The organism is Mycobacterium sp. 852002-51961_SCH5331710 (assembly GCF_001665535.1).
In the GTDB taxonomy this organism is placed as follows: Bacteria; Actinomycetota; Actinomycetes; order Mycobacteriales; family Mycobacteriaceae; genus Mycobacterium.
Genome location: NZ_LZSQ01000100.1, coordinates 13,691 through 32,528, shown reverse-complemented (window position 1 = coordinate 32,528; position 18,838 = coordinate 13,691). Strand labels below are relative to the sequence as shown.

At 69.6% G+C, this 18,838-nt stretch carries 19 protein-coding genes; 6 read left to right on the top strand and 13 right to left on the bottom strand.

Annotated elements, in window-relative coordinates:
• Nucleotides 1-63: 63 nt before the first annotated feature.
• On the top strand, nt 64-546 hold the full coding sequence (locus tag A5752_RS16870) for an RDD family protein (protein WP_067087795.1): 483 nt from the start codon (nt 64-66) through the stop codon (nt 544-546).
• Between the two features lie 18 nt (nt 547-564).
• Here A5752_RS16870 and A5752_RS16865 read toward each other — a convergent pair whose 3' ends face one another.
• The 6 genes from A5752_RS16865 to sucB are packed head-to-tail and all read right to left on the bottom strand — an operon-like array spanning nt 565 to nt 7,636.
• The gene (locus A5752_RS16865; RefSeq protein WP_197500654.1) at nt 565-2,343 is read right to left on the bottom strand and encodes an amidohydrolase; all 1,779 of its coding nucleotides are present in this window, start codon (nt 2,341-2,343) and stop codon (nt 565-567) included.
• A 57-nt stretch (nt 2,344-2,400) separates the two neighbouring features.
• Nucleotides 2,401-3,153, bottom strand: a complete 753-nt coding sequence (locus A5752_RS16860; RefSeq protein WP_067087790.1) for a DUF4191 domain-containing protein — start codon at nt 3,151-3,153, stop codon at nt 2,401-2,403.
• Nucleotides 3,154-3,157: 4 nt separating this feature from the next.
• Entirely contained in the window at nt 3,158-4,150 is a 993-nt protein-coding gene (lipA, locus tag A5752_RS16855; RefSeq protein WP_067087788.1) for a lipoyl synthase, read from the bottom strand.
• Nucleotides 4,150-4,854 carry a lipoyl(octanoyl) transferase LipB gene (lipB, locus tag A5752_RS16850; RefSeq protein WP_067087786.1) on the bottom strand — a complete coding sequence of 235 codons (705 nt, stop codon included), beginning with the start codon at nt 4,852-4,854 and terminating at the stop codon, nt 4,150-4,152. The genes lipA and lipB overlap by 1 nt, the downstream gene beginning before the upstream one ends.
• A 10-nt stretch (nt 4,855-4,864) precedes the next feature.
• Nucleotides 4,865-5,770, bottom strand: a complete 906-nt coding sequence (locus A5752_RS16845) for a TIGR01777 family oxidoreductase (RefSeq protein ID WP_067087784.1) — start codon at nt 5,768-5,770, stop codon at nt 4,865-4,867.
• 30 nt (nt 5,771-5,800) lie between these two features.
• On the bottom strand, nt 5,801-7,636 hold the full coding sequence (gene sucB / locus A5752_RS16840; protein WP_067087782.1) for a 2-oxoglutarate dehydrogenase, E2 component, dihydrolipoamide succinyltransferase: 1,836 nt from the start codon (nt 7,634-7,636) through the stop codon (nt 5,801-5,803).
• 158 nt (nt 7,637-7,794) lie between these two features.
• Between sucB and A5752_RS16835 the strand changes: the two genes are divergently transcribed.
• A complete protein-coding gene (locus A5752_RS16835) occupies nt 7,795-8,151 on the top strand; it encodes an oxidoreductase (RefSeq protein WP_067087780.1) in 357 nt (118 codons plus the stop codon).
• Nucleotides 8,152-8,201: 50 nt separating this feature from the next.
• Nucleotides 8,202-9,968: an SDR family oxidoreductase gene (locus tag A5752_RS16830; protein ID WP_067088069.1), complete on the top strand. Its 1,767-nt coding sequence runs from the start codon at nt 8,202-8,204 to the stop codon at nt 9,966-9,968.
• Nucleotides 9,969-9,989: 21 nt separating this feature from the next.
• Here the strand turns inward: A5752_RS16830 and A5752_RS16825 are convergent, their stop codons facing one another.
• Both A5752_RS16825 and A5752_RS16820 read right to left on the bottom strand, forming a co-directional pair.
• Complete coding sequence (locus A5752_RS16825) at nt 9,990-11,516, bottom strand: leucyl aminopeptidase (protein ID WP_067088067.1); 1,527 nt, start codon at nt 11,514-11,516, stop codon at nt 9,990-9,992.
• A gap of 17 nt (nt 11,517-11,533) precedes the next feature.
• Nucleotides 11,534-12,619 carry an adenylate/guanylate cyclase domain-containing protein gene (locus tag A5752_RS16820; RefSeq protein ID WP_067088065.1) on the bottom strand — a complete coding sequence of 362 codons (1,086 nt, stop codon included), beginning with the start codon at nt 12,617-12,619 and terminating at the stop codon, nt 11,534-11,536.
• A gap of 45 nt (nt 12,620-12,664) precedes the next feature.
• On the opposite strand from A5752_RS16820, the gene gcvT reads away from it, so the two are divergent.
• Together gcvT and A5752_RS16810 are read left to right on the top strand one after the other, a co-directional pair.
• Nucleotides 12,665-13,759 (top strand): glycine cleavage system aminomethyltransferase GcvT, encoded by a 1,095-nt coding sequence (gcvT, locus tag A5752_RS16815; protein WP_067087778.1) that lies wholly within the window; start codon nt 12,665-12,667, stop codon nt 13,757-13,759.
• A 22-nt stretch (nt 13,760-13,781) separates the two neighbouring features.
• On the top strand, nt 13,782-14,900 hold the full coding sequence (locus A5752_RS16810; protein ID WP_067087776.1) for a branched-chain amino acid aminotransferase: 1,119 nt from the start codon (nt 13,782-13,784) through the stop codon (nt 14,898-14,900).
• Between the two features lie 23 nt (nt 14,901-14,923).
• On the opposite strand, the gene A5752_RS16805 is transcribed toward A5752_RS16810, so the two are convergent.
• From A5752_RS16805 to A5752_RS16785, 5 genes are all read right to left on the bottom strand, one after another.
• Entirely contained in the window at nt 14,924-15,250 is a 327-nt protein-coding gene (locus tag A5752_RS16805) for a DUF732 domain-containing protein (protein ID WP_067087774.1), read from the bottom strand.
• Between the two features lie 98 nt (nt 15,251-15,348).
• A complete protein-coding gene (locus tag A5752_RS16800; protein ID WP_067087772.1) occupies nt 15,349-16,071 on the bottom strand; it encodes an adenosylcobinamide-GDP ribazoletransferase in 723 nt (240 codons plus the stop codon).
• The gene (gene cobT / locus A5752_RS16795) at nt 16,068-17,123 is read right to left on the bottom strand and encodes a nicotinate-nucleotide--dimethylbenzimidazole phosphoribosyltransferase (RefSeq protein ID WP_067087770.1); all 1,056 of its coding nucleotides are present in this window, start codon (nt 17,121-17,123) and stop codon (nt 16,068-16,070) included. Before cobT ends, A5752_RS16800 begins: the two co-directional genes overlap by 4 nt.
• The gene (locus tag A5752_RS16790; protein ID WP_067087768.1) at nt 17,120-17,650 is read right to left on the bottom strand and encodes a bifunctional adenosylcobinamide kinase/adenosylcobinamide-phosphate guanylyltransferase; all 531 of its coding nucleotides are present in this window, start codon (nt 17,648-17,650) and stop codon (nt 17,120-17,122) included. The genes cobT and A5752_RS16790 overlap by 4 nt, the downstream gene beginning before the upstream one ends.
• Nucleotides 17,651-17,655: 5 nt before the next feature.
• A complete protein-coding gene (locus tag A5752_RS16785) occupies nt 17,656-18,279 on the bottom strand; it encodes a DUF3043 domain-containing protein (protein ID WP_231983442.1) in 624 nt (207 codons plus the stop codon).
• Nucleotides 18,280-18,462: 183 nt separating this feature from the next.
• Here A5752_RS16785 and A5752_RS16780 point away from each other — a divergent pair, with 183 nt between their 5' ends.
• Nucleotides 18,463-18,837, top strand: a complete 375-nt coding sequence (locus A5752_RS16780; RefSeq protein WP_067087765.1) for a HesB/IscA family protein — start codon at nt 18,463-18,465, stop codon at nt 18,835-18,837.
• Nucleotide 18,838 lies beyond the last annotated feature (1 nt).

The following is an 18,838-nucleotide window of genomic DNA, read 5'->3' as shown; positions in this document are numbered from 1 at the left end:
AATCACGTCAGTGCCTGTCGCCGGCGGCCGATGGACTTCGTCGAGTCCCATATCCTTCAGTGTATGGCCCGCACACTGGGGTCCTGGCTGTCGGGACCCGATCCGACCAGCGACGCCGGACCCAACGACTATCCCGGTCAGCGCCTGGGTTTGCCGGAGACCGGTCCCGGATCGATCGCCCGCTTCGGCAGGCGCATCGCCGCGCTGATGATTGACTGGTTCATCGCGTACGGGCTTGTCGGGCTCGCCGTCAACCTCGGGCTGATCAGCAAGGATGCGTTCCTGTACTCACCGCTGGGCTCGACGGCCATCGCGGTGGTGTGGCTGTTGCTCGGCATCGTCTCGGTGCGGTTGTACGGGTTCACCCCCGGCCAGTGGGCGCTGGGTTTGCGGGTCGCCTCGATCGACCATCGCCAGCACGTCGGCGTCGGCCGCGCCGCGGTGCGCGGGCTGCTGGTGTTCTTCATCATCCCCGCGCTGTTCACCGACAAGGACTTCCGCGGATACCAGGACCGCTTCACCAACACCGCGGTGGTCCGGCGGTAGTTCGTTCGCGGCTGCAGATCAGGCCTCGTGGCGGATCTGGCCGTTCATCATCGTCAGCGTCACGTCGGCCCGGTGGATGTCGTGCGGGTCGACATCGAAGATGTTCTCGCTGAGCACGACGAGATCGGCGAGCTTGCCGACCTCGAGTGAGCCCACCTTGTCGTCCATCCGGAGCTGGTAGGCCGCGCCGAGCGTGTTCGCGTGCACCGCCTCCGCGACGGTCAGCCGTTGGTCGGCGGGCGCCAACACCGGCGCATCCGGCTCGCCGATGAGCGCACGTGTGACGCCGATCTGGATCGAGTCGAGCGGTTTGTACGTCGAAAAGTAGCCCGCCGCAGGCCAATCGGTGCCCAGCGAGATGCGCCCGCCCGATTTCAGCACGTCCTGCGGGCGATACATCATGTCTTTGCGCGGCGAGCCGTAGCGGGCGGCCATGTTCTGCATCGTGTCGGGATCGGCGGACATCCAGTTGGCCGAGAACTGCGCGACGACGCCGAGCTCGCCGAAGCGCCGGCTGTCGGGGTCCTCGACGTACACCAGGTGCGCGACGGCGTGCCTGCGGTCACGCGGGGGATTGGCGGCGACGGCCCGCTCGATCGCGTCCAGCGCGACGCGGGCGGTGCGCTCACCGCATGCGTGGACGTGCACGTCGAAGCCCGCGGCGTCGACCCGGCCGATGAGCTCGTGCCACTGCTGTTCGGTGAACGGCGATCCGCCCGAGGACTCGGGTTTGTCCGCGTACGGCTCGAGCAACCACGCGGTGTAGCCGCCCTGGGTCCCGTCGCCGACGATCTTGACCACGTCGGCCCGCACCAGATCGGTCGCGAACCGGTCGCGGATATCGGTCAGCTTCTGCACGGCGTCGTCCACCGGCGCCGATCGCACGCTGTAGGACGCCACCACCCGGAACGGCAGCGCTCCGCGCTTCTCGATGTCGGTGTACAGGCCGATCAGCGCACCCTGGTCCTCGCCGATCGGCGGCACCCCGGCGTCGAAGACCGACGTGATGCCGGCCGCCGACGCCTTCGGCAGCCACGTTTCGAGCAGGCGTCCCATGGTCTCGGGCGAGATCGGCTCGATCGCGTCGACCAGCCCGAGAACCGCGTTCACCTCCAGCACGTATCCGGTCGGGTCGCCGTTGTGATCTCGCATGTAGTAGCTGAACCCCGGAATCGGATCGGGGGTGTCGCGGTGCACGCCCGCGATCTCGAGCGCCTTGCTGTTGGCCCACAGGCTGTGTCCGTCGATGGCGAAGAAGAACCCCGGCCGGTCGGGCAGCACGCGGTCGAGGTCGGCCCGGTCGGGTCCGTCGGGGCCGAACATGTCGACGCGCCAACCGAATCCGCGCACCGGCCCGGTCGGATGCTCCTTTGCGTACCGCTCGATCGCAGCGAGCGCATCGGCCCCGGTCGGCAGTTGCAGGTCGACGCCCGAGGTGAGGAAGGCGCCGAGAAACGGGTGGATGTGGCCCTCGACGAAGCCGGGCATCAGCAACCGGCCCTGCAAGTCGATGACCCGGGTGTCGGGGCCGACGAGCGCCATCGCGCCCGCCTCGTCACCGACGTGGGCGATGGTGTTGCCCCGCACCGCGACCGCCTGGGCCCAGGGCTGCGGTCCCGCGACGGTGTAGATCGGGCCGTTGCGGAAGACGACGTCAGCGGTTGCGTTCTCGGTGCCGGTCTCGGGTTCCGGCGTCACCGAGCAAGCGCTCGCCGCCGTCGCCGCGAGGACCACCGCGCCCGCGCGCAGCACTGTCCGGCGGGAGAAATGGGGTGCCCATTCGCAGGCGGTACACATGGCCGGGGAAGTATCGCGAAGTGTTCGACGCGGCGGCAAGGCGGCGCGCCGGTGCCGTCAGCGGCGGCGAACGGTGCGCTGCACGCCGCGCATCTTGGCCTGTGCCGGCAGCGGACCCTTGGGCATCGCGGCGGGTCCCACCTTCGTGCCGAGCGCGGCCAGCCGCGACTCGAGCGAGTCCATCTGCTTGACGGTGATGTTGGCGGGCAGCTTGTTGAGGTGGCGCTCCAGCTTGGCCAGCGGCACCTCGCCCTCGCCGTTGCCGATGATGACGTCGTAGATCGGGGTGTCGCCGACCAGCCGAGCCGTGCGCTTCTTCTCCTGCGCCAGCAGCGGCCGCACGCGCGTCGGCGAACCCTCACCGACGAAGATCACGCCGGGCCTGCCGATAACGCGGTGCACCGCGTCGAAGTGACCCGTCGCTGCGACACCGGGCGTCACGCGCCACTTGCCCCGCATGTTGTCCAGCGCCCAGGCCGCGGCGCCCGTCTGGCCCTCGGCCTTGCTGTACACCGACTTCTGCGCGCGCCTGCCGAAGATGATGAACGCCACCAGCGCGCCGAGCACGATGCCCAGCGGGATCATCATGTAGGTGGTGAAGCCGCCGGCGAAGAGGCCGAGAGCCACCGAGGCGGCGACGATCAGCACGAACGCGCCGATCATGTACGGCAGGAGGCGCTTGTCCTCCTTGCGCTGCATCTGGAACGCCTGCCACAGCTGGCTGCGGCGTTCTTTCGACGCTGCCTTGCGGGCCGCCTTGGCCTCGGCCTTCGCGGCCTTCAGGGCCTCAGGGTTGCGGGATTTCGCCATTGCTTCAGGATACGGAGTCCGATGTCGGCGCCGTCGCGGCTCCCGTCTCCGAAATCGCCTTGGCCTGCGCGTAGAGCCGACCCGCGCGGTATGACGACCTCACCAGCGGTCCGGCCAGCACACCGGCGAAGCCGAGACCCTGCGCGAACCGCTCGTGTTCGACGAACTCGTCGGGGTGCACCCAGCGCTCCACGGGGTGGTGGCGCACCGACGGCCGCAGGTACTGCGTGATGGTGACGATGTCGCAACCCGCGTCGTGCAGATCGGTCAGCGCGGTGCGCACCTCCTCGGGCGTCTCGCCCATGCCGAGGATCAGGTTCGACTTCGTCACCAACCCGTATTCGCGCGCCGCGGTCAGGACCTCGAGGCTGCGCTCGTACCGGAAGGCCGGCCGGATGCGTTTGAAGATCCGCGGAACTGTTTCGACGTTGTGCGCCAACACTTCTGGGCGCGAATCGAACACCTGGCGCAGCAGATCCGGATCACCGTTGAAGTCGGGGATCAGCAACTCGACGCCGGTGTTCGGGTTGAGCGCTTTGATCGCGCGGACCGTCTCGGCGTACAGCCACGCGCCGCCGTCGGGCAGGTCGTCGCGGGCCACACCGGTCACCGTCGAGTAGCGCAACCCCATCGCCTGCACGCTCTCGGCGACCCGGCGCGGCTCGTCGCGGTCGAGCTCGGCCGGCTTGCCCGTGTCGATCTGGCAGAAATCGCACCGGCGCGTGCACTGCTCACCGCCGATCAGGAAGGTAGCCTCGCGGTCCTCCCAGCATTCGAAGATGTTGGGGCAGCCGGCCTCTTCGCAGACGGTGTGCAGACCCTCGCGCTTCACCAGCGCCTTGAGCTCTTGGTACTCCGGACCCATCCGGGCGCGGGTCTTGATCCATGGCGGCTTGCGCTCGATCGGCGTCTCGGCGTTGCGGACCTCGAGACGCAGCAGTCGCCGGCCTTCCGGAGCCGCATGGCCGGCGACATTGGATGAACGAGCGACAGTCACTACGTCAACGCTACTACCAGCCGACCGTCGAGCGCATCGCACACGGCCTCGGCCACCGGGTCGGCGACGTCGGCGACCGCGACGCGACGCCCCAGTTCAGCCGTCAGCGAAGTGACCCCGGCGTCCGCGATTCCGCACGGCACGATCGCCGAATACGCCGACAGGTCGCAGTCGCAGTTCAGCGCGAACCCGTGCAGCGTCGTCGCCCGCGACACCCGGATCCCGATGGCGGCGATCTTGCGGGCCGGACCGGTTTCGTCGGTACCGGATTCGCGGCTCGCCGCGGAAGGCACCCACACCCCGGAGCGACCCTCTACGCGGCCGGCCGGCACGCCCAGGTCGGAGCAGACCTTGATCAGCGCCTCCTCGAGGCGGCGCACGAAGTTGACGACGTCCAGCGGTTCGGCCAGGCCGACGATCGGATAGCCGACGAGCTGACCGGGCCCGTGCCAGGTGATCTTCCCGCCGCGGTCGGTGTCGATGACGGGCGTGGCGCCGACGCCGGGGCGGGGCCGCTCCTCGGCGAGCGTGCGCCGCCCCGCGGTGTACACCGGCGGGTGCTCGAGAAGCAGGAGCGTGTCCGGGCCGCCCGCCACCCGCTGGTCGGCGATCGTGCGCTGCAGCTGCCACGCGTTCTCGTACTCGACCGACCCCAGCCGGCGCACGTCGACCGGCGCCGTCGCCGAACGAATCGAATCCGCCATACCGACGACGCTACTCCGGCGACGCGGTGGCGAACGCCAATGCCTCACCAATGGTGTTGTGGTGGAAGACGAAACCGGCCCGTTCGAGCGCGGCCGGGATGGCGCGTTGACCGCCGAGCAGACCCTCGTCGGCGAACTCGCCGAGCGCGGCGCGCAGCGCGAACCCGGGCACCATCAACGGCGTCGGGCGGTTGACCGCGCGGCCGACCGCCGTCGTGAACTCGGCGTTGGTGACCGGCGCCGGGCCGGTCAGGTTCACCGGACCCGACAGCTCGTCGTGCGAGATCGCGAACAGCAGCGCGCGGATCTCGTCCTCCAGGCTGATCCACGGCATGTACTGGCGGCCGTTGCCCAGCCGGGCGCCCAGACCCAGGGAGAACAGCGGCTTGAGCCTGCCCAGCATCCCTCCGGCCTGCGCCAACACCAGTCCCGACCGCACCAGCACCACCCGGGCGCCGTCCTGGCGAGCCGGCCAGGTGGCGGCCTCCCAGTCGACGCAGAGATTGGCGAGGAACCCGTCGCCGGCCGGAGCGGTCTCGTCGGTGACGCGGGGTCCCGTGTCGCCGTAGTACCCGACCGCGCTGGCGTTGACCAGCACGGGCACCCCCGCCTCCGCGACGGCGGTGGACAGCACCTCGGTCGGTCCGATGCGGCTGTCGCGCAGGCTCTGCTTGAACGCACCCGACCACCGCTTCTCGCCGACGTTCACCCCGCACAGGTTGACCACGGCATCCACCCCGGCCAGCGTCGCCGGGTCGAACTCTCCGGTGTCGGGGTTCCAGAACACCTCGTCGGCGTTCGACGGCGCGCGCCGGACGATGCGGAGCACACGGCGGTCGGTGGCGCGCAGCGCGTAGACCAGAGCCGTGCCGATCAGACCGGACGATCCCGCGATCGCGATTACGGCTTCGGACACGACAGGCGTAAGCCCTTCTCTCGGAACCTTCTACAGGCCCAGATCGGCCTCGAATGCGCCTTCCTCGAGGCGGCGCTTGACGGTGGTCAGGAAGCGTCCGGCGTCCGCACCGTCGATCAACCGGTGATCGTAGGTCAGCGGCAGGTAACACACCGAACGCACGCCGATCGACTCGTTGCCGAACTCGTCGGCGATCACCCGCGGCCGCTTGACGATCGCACCCGTGCCCAACATCGCCGCCTGCGGCGGCACCAGGATCGGCGTATCGAACAGTGCGCCCTGGCTGCCGATGTTGGTGATGGTGAACGTCCCGCCGGACAACTCGTCGGGCTTGAGGTCACCGGACCTGGCGCGCGCGGCGATGTCCGAGATCGCTCGGGCCAGCCCGCCCAGTGACAGGTCGCCGGCGTTCTTGATGACCGGTGAGAGCAGACCCTGTTCGGTGTCCACCGCGATGCCGAGATGCTCGGCGTCGTAGTAGGTGATCTCCTTGGTCTCTTCGTTGTAGCTGGCGTTGACGTTCGGATGCGCCTTGAGCGCGTCGATGACCGCGACCGCGATGAACGGCAGATAGGTCAGGTTCACACCTTCGCGTTCGGCGAAGTTGGCCTTCGCCCGCGCCCGCAGCGACACGATCCTGGTCATGTCGACCTCGTGGGTCTGCGTCAATTGCGCTGTCGCCTGCAGAGATTCGCGGGTCTTCTTGGCGGTCAGCTGCCGGATGCGGGTGGCCTTCTGCGTGGTGCCGCGCAGGTGTGCCAGCGATGCGCGCGAGGCATTGGCGTCTGCAGGCGCCGCCGCCGCCGCCGGCGACTTGCCCGGGGCCTCGGCGGCCTGTTCGGTCGACGGGGCCTTGCTCGACTCCGCAGCCGCCAGGACGTCCTGCTTGCGGATCCGTCCACCGACCCCGGTGCCCTTCACGCTGGCGAGGTCAACGTTGTTCTCCGCGGCCAGCTTTCGCACCAACGGGGTGACGTAGGACCCCGAGTCGCTCGACGGCTCCGGTTCGGACTTCGGTTGGGGCTTGGGCTCCGGCTTCGAGTCGGATTTCGGCTCGGGCTTGGGTTCCGACTTGGGTTCCGACTTGGCCTCTTGCTTGGGTTCCGGCTCGGGCTCTTTCTTCGACTCCTGCTTCGGTTCGGGTTCGGGCTCGGGCTCGGGCTCCGGTTCGGCCTGTGCATCGGCATCGCCGATCTTGGCCAGTTCGCCACCCACCTCGACGGTGTCGTCTTCTTCGGCGACGATCTCGATCAGCGTGCCCGCCACGGGCGAGGGGATCTCGGTGTCGACCTTGTCCGTCGAGACCTCCAGTAGCGGCTCGTCGACCTCCACGCTGTCGCCGACCTTCTTCAGCCAACGGGTCACGGTGCCTTCGGTGACCGACTCGCCGAGTTCGGGCATCAGCACCGGTGTCGCCTTACCCGAGGACTTCGCGGCGGGCTTGGCCTTGGGCTCGGGTTCTGATTCCGTCTCCTCGGAGGCGGTTTCGGACTGCGCGGCGGGCTCCTCTGCCGGCTTCTCCTCCTCGGCGGGCTCCTCCTGGTCCTCGGGCTCCTCGTCGGCTTCGTCGGAGCCGTCGGTGTCGCCTTCGTCCTCGTCGGAGCCTCCGGAGTCACCCCCGTCCTCGTCGGCGTCGCCGATGACCGCGAGCTCGCCGCCCACCTCAACGGTGTCGTCCTCTTGGGCGATGATCTTCTTCAGGACACCGGAAGCGGGCGCGGGGATCTCGGTGTCGACCTTGTCGGTGGAGACTTCGAGCAACGGCTCATCTTGTTCGACCGTGTCACCCTCTTGCTTGAGCCATCGGGTGACAGTCCCCTCGGTAACGCTCTCACCGAGTGCGGGCATCTGAACAGAGATGGCCATGTGATTGACTCCCTCGCTCCCTTGAACGGTCGTCGATCGTGCTGGGGTGATTGTCTTCATACCCATCCTGTCACGTCCGGACGCGCAGTTCGCCGCAGACTGTCCGACCCAACGCTCTGGCACTATCGAAAGAGCTATCGGAGGGAGAACGGACGGGAGTGGGAGTCCTCGACAGGTTCCGGCGCGGCAGGCGCGGGTCCAAAGGCCCGCGCGACGATCCCGCCGCCGATCTGAACTACCTGCGCCAGTGGGTCGCCGACCACACCGGCGTGGAAGCGTTCGTCGAACCGAAGACCACCGTCACCGATGTCACCGTCGTGCTGGTCGCCGCCGACGGCGAGTGGACGCGGCGTCGCGCCGGGGGAGACGCGGGTGCCCGCAAGCTGTCCGATCGGCTGAAGATCCCCGTCTATGACGTGCAGAAAGTGGGCTATCCGCAGCGGATGCGCGACTACGACGAGCGGCGCCGGATCGAGCGCCGACGTGCGGTGCGGCGCGAACTCGAGGAGCGCTAGCCGCAGCACTGATACGGTACCGGCGGTTCCGCCAATTCACGGGAGGTGTGATGGGGGAGATCGCGCAGCGATTCGTCGACAGCACGGATGACGTGCGGATCGCGGTCTACGAAGAGGGCAACCCAGACCGTCCCACGCTGGTTCTCGTGCACGGGTGGCCGGATACGCACGTCCTGTGGGACGGAGTGGTACCCCTGCTGGCCGAGCGGTTCCGCATCGTGCGCTACGACAACCGGGGCGTCGGGGAATCGACTGGGCCCAAACGGGTTTCGGCCTACCGCATGTCGAAGTACGCCGACGACTTCGAAGCGGTCGTCGCCGCGGTCAGCCCGGGCGGGCCGGTGCACGTGCTCGCCCACGACTGGGGTTCGGCGGCCATGTGGGAGTACCTGGCCCGGCCCGGCGCCGGCGACCGGATCGCGTCGTTCACCTCGATCTCGGGTCCCAGCATCGATCACCTCAACGTCTTCATCACCGGCGCCCTGATGCGCCCGTGGCGCCCGCGCCGGTTCGTGCGCGCGCTGAGCCAGTTCCTGTCGTTCTCGTACATGGGGTTCTTCTCGATTCCGGTGGTGGCCCCGCTGGCGGTGCGCGCCTTCGTCGCCGAGTTCGTGCGCCAGATCCTGTTGGTGCGCGACGGCATCCCGCGCGAGCAACTGCACCATTCGGCGACCTACAAGTCCGACGCCGCGAAGGGCGTCAAGGTGTACGGCGCCAACTACCTGCGGTCGATGGCGCCGGGACGCAAGGACCACTACGTCGACGTTCCGGTGCAGCTGATCGTCAACACCAGAGATCCGTTCGTCCGGCCGCACGTCTACGAGGACACCCGCCGGTGGGTGGCGCGGCTGTGGCGCCGCGACATCGCCGCCGGGCACTGGTCGCCGATGTCGCATCCGCAGGCCGTCGCCACGTCGGTCGAGCAGCTCGTCGACTATCTCGAGGGCGAGCCATCGGCGCGTGAGCTATTGCGCGCGCAGGTCGGCCGGCCGCGCGAATACTTCAGCGACACACTGGTTTCGGTGACCGGTGCGGGCAGCGGCATCGGACGTGCGACGGCGCTTGCCTTCGCCCGCGAGGGTGCCGAGATCGTCGTCAGCGACGTCGACGAGGGCACCGTGAAGGAGACCGCGGCCCAGATCGCCGCCCGCGGCGGAGTCGCGCACGCCTACACCGTCGATGTGTCCGACGCCGACGCCGTCGAGCGGTTCGCCGACGAGGTGTGCGCCGATCACGGCGTGCCCGACATCGTGGTCAACAACGCGGGTGTCGGGCACGCGGGCATGTTCCTCGACACCCCGCGCGAGGAGTACGACCGCGTGCTGGCCATCAACTTCGGCGGAGTCGTCAACTGCTGCAGGTCATTTGGCCGCCGACTGGTCGACCGCGGGCTGGGCGGTCACGTCGTGAACATCTCGTCGATGGCGGCGTACTCGCCGCAGCAGTCGATGAACGCGTACGCCACCAGCAAGGCGGCGGTGTTCATGTTCGGCGACTGCCTGCGCGCCGAACTGGATCAGGCGGGTGTCGGCCTGACCACCGTGTGCCCCGGTGTCATCGACACCAACATCGTGCACACCACCCGCTTCGACGCGCCCGCGTCCAAGCTGGACAAGGTCGAAGCCCGTCGCGCGCAGCTGGAGAAGGCGTTCTCCCGGCGCAAGTACGGTCCCGACAAGGTCGCCAACGCGATCGTCTCGTCGGTCAAGAAGAACAAACCGATCCGCCCCGTCGCCCCCGAGGCACACATCGTCTACGGCGTCGCGCACCTGCTGCCGCAGGTGATGCGCAGCACCGCGCGCGGGAAGGTCCTCTAGCCGCTCACCGCTACTACCGGATCAGCCGCTCGCGGCTATATCTTCCAGGACCGCGAACATCGTCCGCGTCGGCACACCCGTGCCGCCCTTGCCGGTGTAGCCCCACGGGCCTGACGTGTTGTACGCCGGGCCTGCGATGTCGATGTGGGCCCACTGCACGCCCTCGCGCACGAATTCGCGCAGGTATGTGCCGGCCACCAGCATCCCGGCGAAGCGGGATCCGCTGACGTTGGCGAGATCGGCGACCGTCGACTTGAGGTCGTCCTTGAGTTCCTCCGGCAACGGCATGGGCCAGGCGTTTTCGCCGACGGCCTGCGAAATCCTCGCCACCCGGTCGCGGAACTCGTCGCTGCCCATGACGCCCGGTGTGCGGGAGCCGAGCGCGACGGTCTGCGCGCCGGTCAGCGTCGAGGTCTCGATCAGGTAGTCCGGTTCGTCCTCACCGGCCCGCACGATCGCGTCGGCCAGGATGAGCCTGCCCTCGGCGTCGGTGTTGAGCACCTCGACCGTGATGCCGCCGTACTGGGTCAGCACGTCGCCGGGTCGCTGCGCGGTCGCCGACGGCATGTTCTCGGCCATCGGCACCGTGGCGATGACGTCGATCGGCAGCTTCTGCTTGGCGGCCAGCACGACCGTCGCGATGACGGCCGCGGCGCCGCCCATGTCGGAGGTCATGTGGTGCATGTTCGCCGCGGGCTTGATCGAGATGCCGCCGGTGTCGAACGTGATGCCCTTGCCGACCAGCGCAACCTTCTTGCCCTTGCCCTTGCGCTTGGCGCCCTTGTGCGTCAACCGCACCAACCTCGGCGGCCGTGACGACCCCTTGCCGACGCCGATGATGCCGCCGTAACCCGCCTTCTCCAGCGCCTTCTCGTCGAGGATCTCGACCGACAGTCCGGCCGCATCACCCAAAGCCTTTGCGCGCCGGGCGAACTCGTCGGGAAAGAGATGGCTGGGCGGCGTGTTGACGAAATCACGAGCGGTGGCCACTGCCGTCGCAATGTCCGCCGCGCGCTGCGCGGACTCCTTGGTGGGAGACTTGGTGTCGGGAGCCAGCGCGGTGATCTCGCGCAGGCCGGCGTCCTTCGGGGCGGTCTTCTCGCTGCGGAAGTCGCTGAACCGGTACGCGCCCAGGATCAGCCCCTCGATCGCCGCGGTCAGGTCCACACCCGACAGCGTGGTCACCACCGACTCGGTGCCGTTGAGCGAACGGGCGGCGACACCCGCGGCGCGGCGCACCGCGTCGGGTGAGTAACTGTCGCGCCGCTTGCCGAGCCCGACCGCCAGCACGCTGCCCACCGGGAGCGACGGCGCCACGACGCGCGTCACCTGCTCGCTGCCTGCCTTGGCGCCGAGCGCCGCCAGCGTGGTCTCGATCTCGGCGACGGCCGACGTGTCGAGGAACGGGCTGGCCAACACCTTCGCCGAGGAGTCGTCGTCACCGTTGACCACGGGCACGATCAGCACCGAGGCGTCGACCTTGCGTTTGGGCAGCGAGGAGCTGACGGTGACGATGGGGGCTTGGTATCCGGCGGTTGCAGGGCTCACGAAGCCCAACCCTAGCTTCAGGAGCCGGCGTGCAGGTCGTAGGCCGTGACCGGGCCCTCGAACCCCTTGAGCGTCAAGGGTTCCAGCGGGGTCGCGGGGTGGCCGGGCAGCGCGTCGAGCACGTCGCCCGCGGCGAGGATCTGGCCGGGGGCCGCCGCGCTGACCAGCCGCGCGGCCAGGTTGACCGGGGTGCCAAAGTAGTCGCCCCCGATGGCGAGCACCAGGCCGTACCCGAGCCCGGCCCGCACACCCAGGCCGCTCTCGCGGGCCCGCGGATAGTCGACCAGGTCCCTCGCCGCCTCGAGCAGCTGTTCCGGGTCGGAGTTCACCCACATCACCTCGTCGCCGATGAACTTGACCACCCGGCCGCCGTCGCCGTGCACCACGTCGCTCACCGCGCCGCTGAACTCGACCAACAGGTCGGACAGCTCCGTCGGGCTCAGGCGCTGGGTCAGCACCGTGAACCCGGACAGGTCGGCGAACCCGACACCGCAGGTCACCATCGCCGTCGAGTCGTGGATGACGTTCTCGAAGTAGGCCCTGGCGCTGGTGATGTGGTGGCGCCACACCGAGTCCATCAGCGCCGAGATGCCGGGCACCAGCTCGGCGACGGCGCGGTAGGCCCGTGCGGTGGTGAGCTCGTCGTGGGTGTGGGTCATCAGCAGGTCCGGCTGGGCGAGCCGGATCATCGATCCGCTGGCCTCGGCGAGCCGCGCCATCGTCGCACCGATGATCCGCAAGAAGTTGAGCGCGGCGTCCGGGCCCGTCACCGCGCTGATCGTGCGCCAGGACTGCAGTGCGTCGACGTCGGCGGTGCTCAGTGCGGGTACGTCGGGGCCGGTGACCCGCAGGCCGAGCGCCTGCCAGGCGTGGGTGAGATCGGCGAGCGGCACCCCGAGCCGCTCGGCGGCCGCCCGCAGCGTGACGGTGGGCGGGCCGGACCACTGCAGGACGTCTCCGGCGAGGCCGAAGAGCCGGCCCCGCCGTTCGGCCTCGACCATGTCCTCGGCGGTGAACCCCAGCGAGTCGAGGTAGGCGATCAGCCCCGCCCGATCGTGGGCGTCGGCGATCCCGGCGGCTTGCAGCGCGTCGAGATCGACCACCTGCACAAGTGTGCCAACTGAGCGTCCCCATTAGGGTGGATCGGCGTGACCAACGTGTTGAAGGGCCCGCTGGAAGACCGCCACCGCGAACTGGGCGCGAACTTCGCCGAATTCGGCGGCTGGTTGATGCCCGTCTCGTACGCGGGAACGGTCAGCGAGCACACCTCCACCCGCAACACCGTCGGGCTCTTCGACGTCAGCCATCTGGGCAAGGCACTGGTGCGTGGACCGGGCGCCGCCGATTACGTCAACTCCGCGTTCACCAACGATCTGCGCCGCATCGGCCGGGGCAAGGCGCAATACACGTTGTGCTGCAACGACTCCGGTGGCGTGATCGACGACCTGATCGCCTACTACGTCTCCGATGAGGAGATCTTCCTGGTGCCCAACGCCGCCAACACCGCCGCGGTCGTCGCGGCGCTGCAGGAGCGGGCACCGGCCGGGCTCACCATCACCGACGAGCACCGCTCGTTTGCGGTGCTGGCGGTGCAGGGGCCGAAGTCGGCCGAGGTGGTCGGCGGGTTGGGGCTGCCGACGGACATGGACTACATGGGTTACGCCGACGCCGAGTTCGCCGGGGTGCCCGTGCGGGTGTGCCGCACCGGTTACACCGGCGAGCACGGTTATGAGCTGCTTCCCCCGTGGGACCGGTCCGACGTGGTGTTCGACGCACTGCTCGAGGCCGTCACGGCCGCGGGTGGCGAGCCCGCCGGACTGGGCGCGCGCGACACCCTGCGCACCGAGATGGGCTATCCGCTACACGGTCACGAACTGTCGCTGGATTTCTCGCCGCTGCAGGCCCGTTGCGGGTGGGCCATCGGCTGGCGCAAGGACGCGTTCTGGGGCCGCGACGCGCTGCTCGCCGAGAAGGAGGCCGGGCCGCCCCGGCTGCTGCGTGGACTGAAGGCCGTCGGTCGGGGAGTGCTGCGGGCCGACCTCACGGTGCTCGACGGCGACCGGCCCGTGGGGGTGACGACGTCGGGAACCTTCTCTCCCACATTGAAAGTCGGCATCGGGCTGGCCTTGATCGACACCGCGGCCGACATCGCCGACGGGGCACGCGTCGCAGTCGACGTCCGAGGCCGCGCCCTCGAGTGTGAGGTGGTCAAGCCGCCGTTCGTCGCGGCAAAAACCCGCTAGCGCCCGGATATACAATCGCTGCATGACTGACGGCCCCCTCGAGTTCACGGTTGAGCGCAATGCGAACCGGGCGAGCGATGAGGTACGGGCGTCGATCCTGGCCAACCCCGGATTCGGCCGGTACCACACCGATCACATGGTCTCGATCGACTGGCACAAGGACGGGGCCGAGGGTGAGGGGTGGCACAACGCGCGTGTGATCCCGTACGGCCCGATCGAACTCGATCCGTCGGCGATCGTGCTGCACTACGCGCAGGAGATCTTCGAGGGCCTCAAGGCCTACCGCTGGGCGGACGGTTCGGTGGTGTCGTTCCGGCCGGAGGCCAACGCGCGCCGGCTGCGGACCTCGGCGCGCCGGCTCGCGATTCCCGAGCTTCCCGAGGACGTTTTCATCGAGTCACTGCGCCGGCTCATCGCCGTCGACGAGCAGTGGGTGCCACCCGCCGGCGGCGAGGAGTCGCTGTATCTGCGGCCGTTCGTGTTCGCCACCGAGCCCGGACTGGGCGTGCGGCCGGCGACGCAGTACCGCTACATGGTCATCGGTTCGCCTGCGGGCGCCTACTTCAAGGGCGGCGTCAAACCGGTCAGTGTGTGGCTGTCCACCGAGTATGTGCGCGCCTGCCCGGGCGGGACCGGCGCCGCCAAATTCGGGGGCAACTACGCCGCATCGCTGCTCGCGCAGGCGCAGGCCGCCGAGAACGGCTGCGACCAGGTGGTGTGGTTGGACGCTGCCGAACGGCGCTTCGTCGAGGAGATGGGCGGGATGAACCTGTTCTTCGTCTTCGGCAGCGGTGGGTCGGCGCGGCTGGTCACGCCCGAGCTCAGCGGTTCGATCCTTCCCGGCGTGACGCGAGATTCGTTGCTGCAGTTGGCAACCGATGCAGGGTTCACCGTCGAGGAACGCAAGATCGATGTCGACGAGTGGCAGAAGAAGGCGGCCGCCGGCGAGATCACCGAGGTGTTCGCGTGCGGAACGGCCGCCGTCATCACCCCCGTCGGCACGGTCAAGCACGCCGAGGGTGAGTTCAGCATCGCCGATGGCGGGCCGGGGGAGATCACGATGGCGCTGCGCGACACGTTGACCGGGATCCAGCGCGGCACCTTCGCCGATACGCACGGCTGGATGGCCCGGCTCGGCTGAGCCGGGCCACCCGCACCGCGCCGTCAGCCGATCAGGCTCTCGTGCTCGGGGCAATAGGACGCGATCGAGGCGCCGACGAAGAACGCCGAGTCCTCGAAATCCAGCTTGGTGGTGCTGGAGACCGCGTCGACGGCGGCGGCGAGGTCGCCCCCGCCGTCGATCACAGCGCAGGCGTCGCGCGCGACGCTGATCGCCTCGGAGTCGGACGGTGGCTGGATGCCCTGCTGGCTCAGGACGTCGATGAACGTGTCGTCGACGGTGTTGGCCGCGGCGGCGCCTGCGGTCACGACGGCTGCGATGCCCAGCGCGCCCACGGCGGCGGCAATGGCGATGCGGCTCAGATCGAACATGTCGGGCTTCCTTTCGATGGTGGGTCCCTTGCGGGTACCGAAAGGCTCCGACGCCGTCCTTGGCGGATTCTTGGCGACTTCTTGGAGACCGGCGCGGCTCAGCGGATCGCGAGCCCCAGCGCCGTGACCGTCGTCGTCACTTCGATCGCGGCGCCGAGCACGTCGCCGGTGATGCCGCCGAAGCGTCGCACACAGTGCGCCACCAGCAGCGCGCCGCACGCCAGTCCCGCGGCGAGCGCCAGCGGCCCCTGCCAGAGCCGCGGGCCCGCGAGGACCGCGAGCCCGGCGACCGCGACGACCCACGCGCCTGCCACCGTCACCGGCTGCGTGCCCGCGACCCCGGCGCCCAGCGCGCTTCCCTGTGCTGCGGGCACACCCCGGCGGCACGCCAGCACCGCGGCGACGCGGCCCGCCATGACGGCGACCACCAGCCCGACCGCAGACAGCCCGCCGAACGTGAAGCCCTGCACCAGCAACACCAACACCACCGCGACGACCCCGAACGGGCCCGCGGAGCCGTCACGCATCACCTCGAGGGCGCGCTGCGGGGGGCCGTAACACCCCAGACCGTCGGCGGTGTCGGCCAGCCCGTCGATATGCAGGCCGCGGGTCGCGCCCACGATGACGGCCACCGCGAGCACCCCGGCCAGCGCGCCCGCCCCGAACGCCCACGACGCCGCCCACACCACTCCCGCGGCCAGCGCGCCGATCACCGCTCCCGCCACCGGCAACGCCGTCAGCGCCCCGCGCCCGACCGCGGTCGTGCTGCGCACCGGCGCCACGGTGCCGAACGCGAAAGCCCCTGCAAGCGAACGGATCACGAGCTAGGATCCTCGGCCGTGACGCCCGCCTCGTCGAACGTCGCCATCGACGTCAACGTCGCGACCGCGGCTCGCACGACCGACAGCGCGAGCGCGGCGCCGGTGCCTTCGCCGAGGCGCATGCGCATGTCGAGGATCGGCTCCAGCCCCAGCCGGTTCAGCGCCACCTCGTGAGCGGGTTCAGTGGACAGGTGCCCGGCCTGCCACCACTGGCGGGCGCCCGGCACGAGGCGTTCGGCCAGCAGCGCGGCCGCGCTCACCACCAGCCCGTCGAGCAGCACCGGCGTCCGCCGCACCGCCGCCTGGGCGCAGAATCCCGTCATCGCCGCGATGTCCGCCCCGCCGCAGATCCTCAGCAGCGCAACGGGATCGGTGCGGCTGTCCCAGCACCTGTACAGCGCATCGCGGACTGCGGCGGTCTTACGCGCCCAGCCCGCGTCGTCGACGCCCGTCCCGCGCCCAACGATCGCGACCGGCTCTGTGTCGGTGAGCGCTGCGATCAAAGTCGTTGCGGGAGTGGTGTTCCCGATGCCCATATCGCCCGCGATCAACAGATCGGCGCCGGAGTCGACCTCGTCGTCGACGATGCGGCGGCCGGCCCCCAGCGCGGCCTCGACCTCCTCGGGGCTCAATGCATCCTCGACCGCGATGTTGCCGCTGCCGCGGCGTACCTTGTGCACACCGATCGCAGCTGAGTGCGGTTCGTCGGTGTCGACGGCGATGTCGACGACGCGCACGGTCGCGCCCGCGGTCTCGGCCAGCACGCTGATCGCTGCGCCGCCGGCGTCGAAGTTGGCGACCATCTGCGCGGTGACGTCGGCCGGATAGGCCGATACGCCGGCCTTGGCGACGCCGTGGTCACCGGCGAACACCACGACCCGGGGCCGCTGCACCGGCCGCGGCGGGCACACGCCCTGACACGAGGCGATCCACACGGAGAGGTCCTCCAGCCTGCCCAGCGATCCCTTCGGCTTTGTGAGCCGGTCCTGCCGCGCCCGCGCCGCGGCGGCCGCCTGCGCGTCCGGCGGCTGGACGGGCGGGAAGTCCGTCACGCCGGCTCCTTGACGGCGAGCGGTTGGCCGGCGACGACGAGAACCACGCGGTCACAGAGCGCGGCGAGCCGCTGGTTGAGCGTGCCCAGCTCGTCGGCGAAGCGGCGGCCGGCGTCCGTCGCGGGCACGACGGTCAACCCCACCTCGGGGCTGACCAGCGCCAGCGGAGCCGAAAACCCGTCGACGGCGCCGAGCAGGTCGTCGACGTCGGCCGCGATCGAGCCGCCCGCCCACGCATCCGATCGGTCCATCGCCGCGGTCAGCCACGAGCCGACGTCGTCGACCAGGGTCGCGATCGGCTGGGTGCGCAATTGCGTTGCCACGTCGGTGGTTTCGACGGTCTCCCAGCGATCCTGGCGACGCTCTCGGTGCGCCGTCACCCGGGCCGCCCACTCGGGATCATCGGCGGGCGAGGGTCCGGTCGCGAGATAGCGCATCGGCTGCGCGTCGGCCGCCTCGGCGGCGAGTGCGGTTTCGGCCCACTGCGACTTACCCGACCGGATGCCGCCGAGCACCAGGGTGCGCACCGGGCTCAGGTGACCTTTTCGCCGCGGTTCACCTGCGGGCGCGGTGCGCGCATGCGCCGCAGCTGCGACGCGCGGCTGGCCGCGTAGAAGCCGAGCTTCCAGCCGCCTTCGGTGTTGTCCGGGAACTTCTCGTCGACCAGCTTGTTGACCCGTCGACCGAGGATGAAGCCGTCGATCACCATGATCAGCACCAGCACGAGCATCAAGGGTGAGATCAGCCGCTGGACCTGGACCGAGGGCACCGCGAGCATCACGAAGATCAGACCGAGGGCCGAGGGCATGAACAATCCGAGCACGTTGCGGCGGGCGTCGACCACATCGCGGACGTAGCGGCGCACCGGACCCTTGTCGCGGGGGAGCAGGTAGGCCTCGTCGCCGGCCATCATCCGGTCGCGCCGTTCGTTCATCTGCTCGCGGCGCGCCGCCTTCTCCTCGCGCCGCTCCTCGCGGCTCATCTTGTTGCGCATCTCCTTGCGGCGGCGCCGCGCCTCGGCGGCCGTCATCGGGGCCGGCGCCACCGGTCCGCGCTTGCGGGCGGCCTGGTCGCGCTTGGGCGTCGGCCTGCCCTTGGGTGGGGTGGTGCCGCCGGGCCGGTCGGACTGCGCCTCCGAATCCGTGTTCTCCGCCACATCGGCATCCGATGCGTCGGTGTTCGGCTTGTCGTCTTTCTTGCGGCCCAGCAGGTTCACGCCTGCCAGGTTACTTCCGCGCCGACGGGCGGCGGCGGCCTGGGGACAAACTCGGGAATAGCGGCGAAAGGAGGTACCGTTGATTCAGTACGCGCCACGACAATGAGGCCTACAGGAGACGTAATGACAGTTCAGGAAGAGTCGGCAGGAACCCCGGGCACGGCGACCGCCACCCACGGTGTGATCCTGACCGATGCTGCTGCCGCCAAGGCCAAGGCGTTGCTCGACCAGGAGGGCCGCGACGACCTCGCCCTGCGCATCGCCGTGCAGCCGGGTGGGTGCGCTGGATTGCGCTACAACCTGTTCTTCGATGACCGGTCGCTCGACGGCGACCTGACCGCGGAGTTCGGCGGCGTGAACCTGACGGTGGACCGGATGAGCGCGCCGTATGTGCAGGGCGCGACCATCGACTTCGTCGACACCATCGAGAAGCAGGGTTTCACCATCGACAACCCCAACGCCACGGGTTCGTGCGCCTGCGGCGACTCGTTCAACTGAT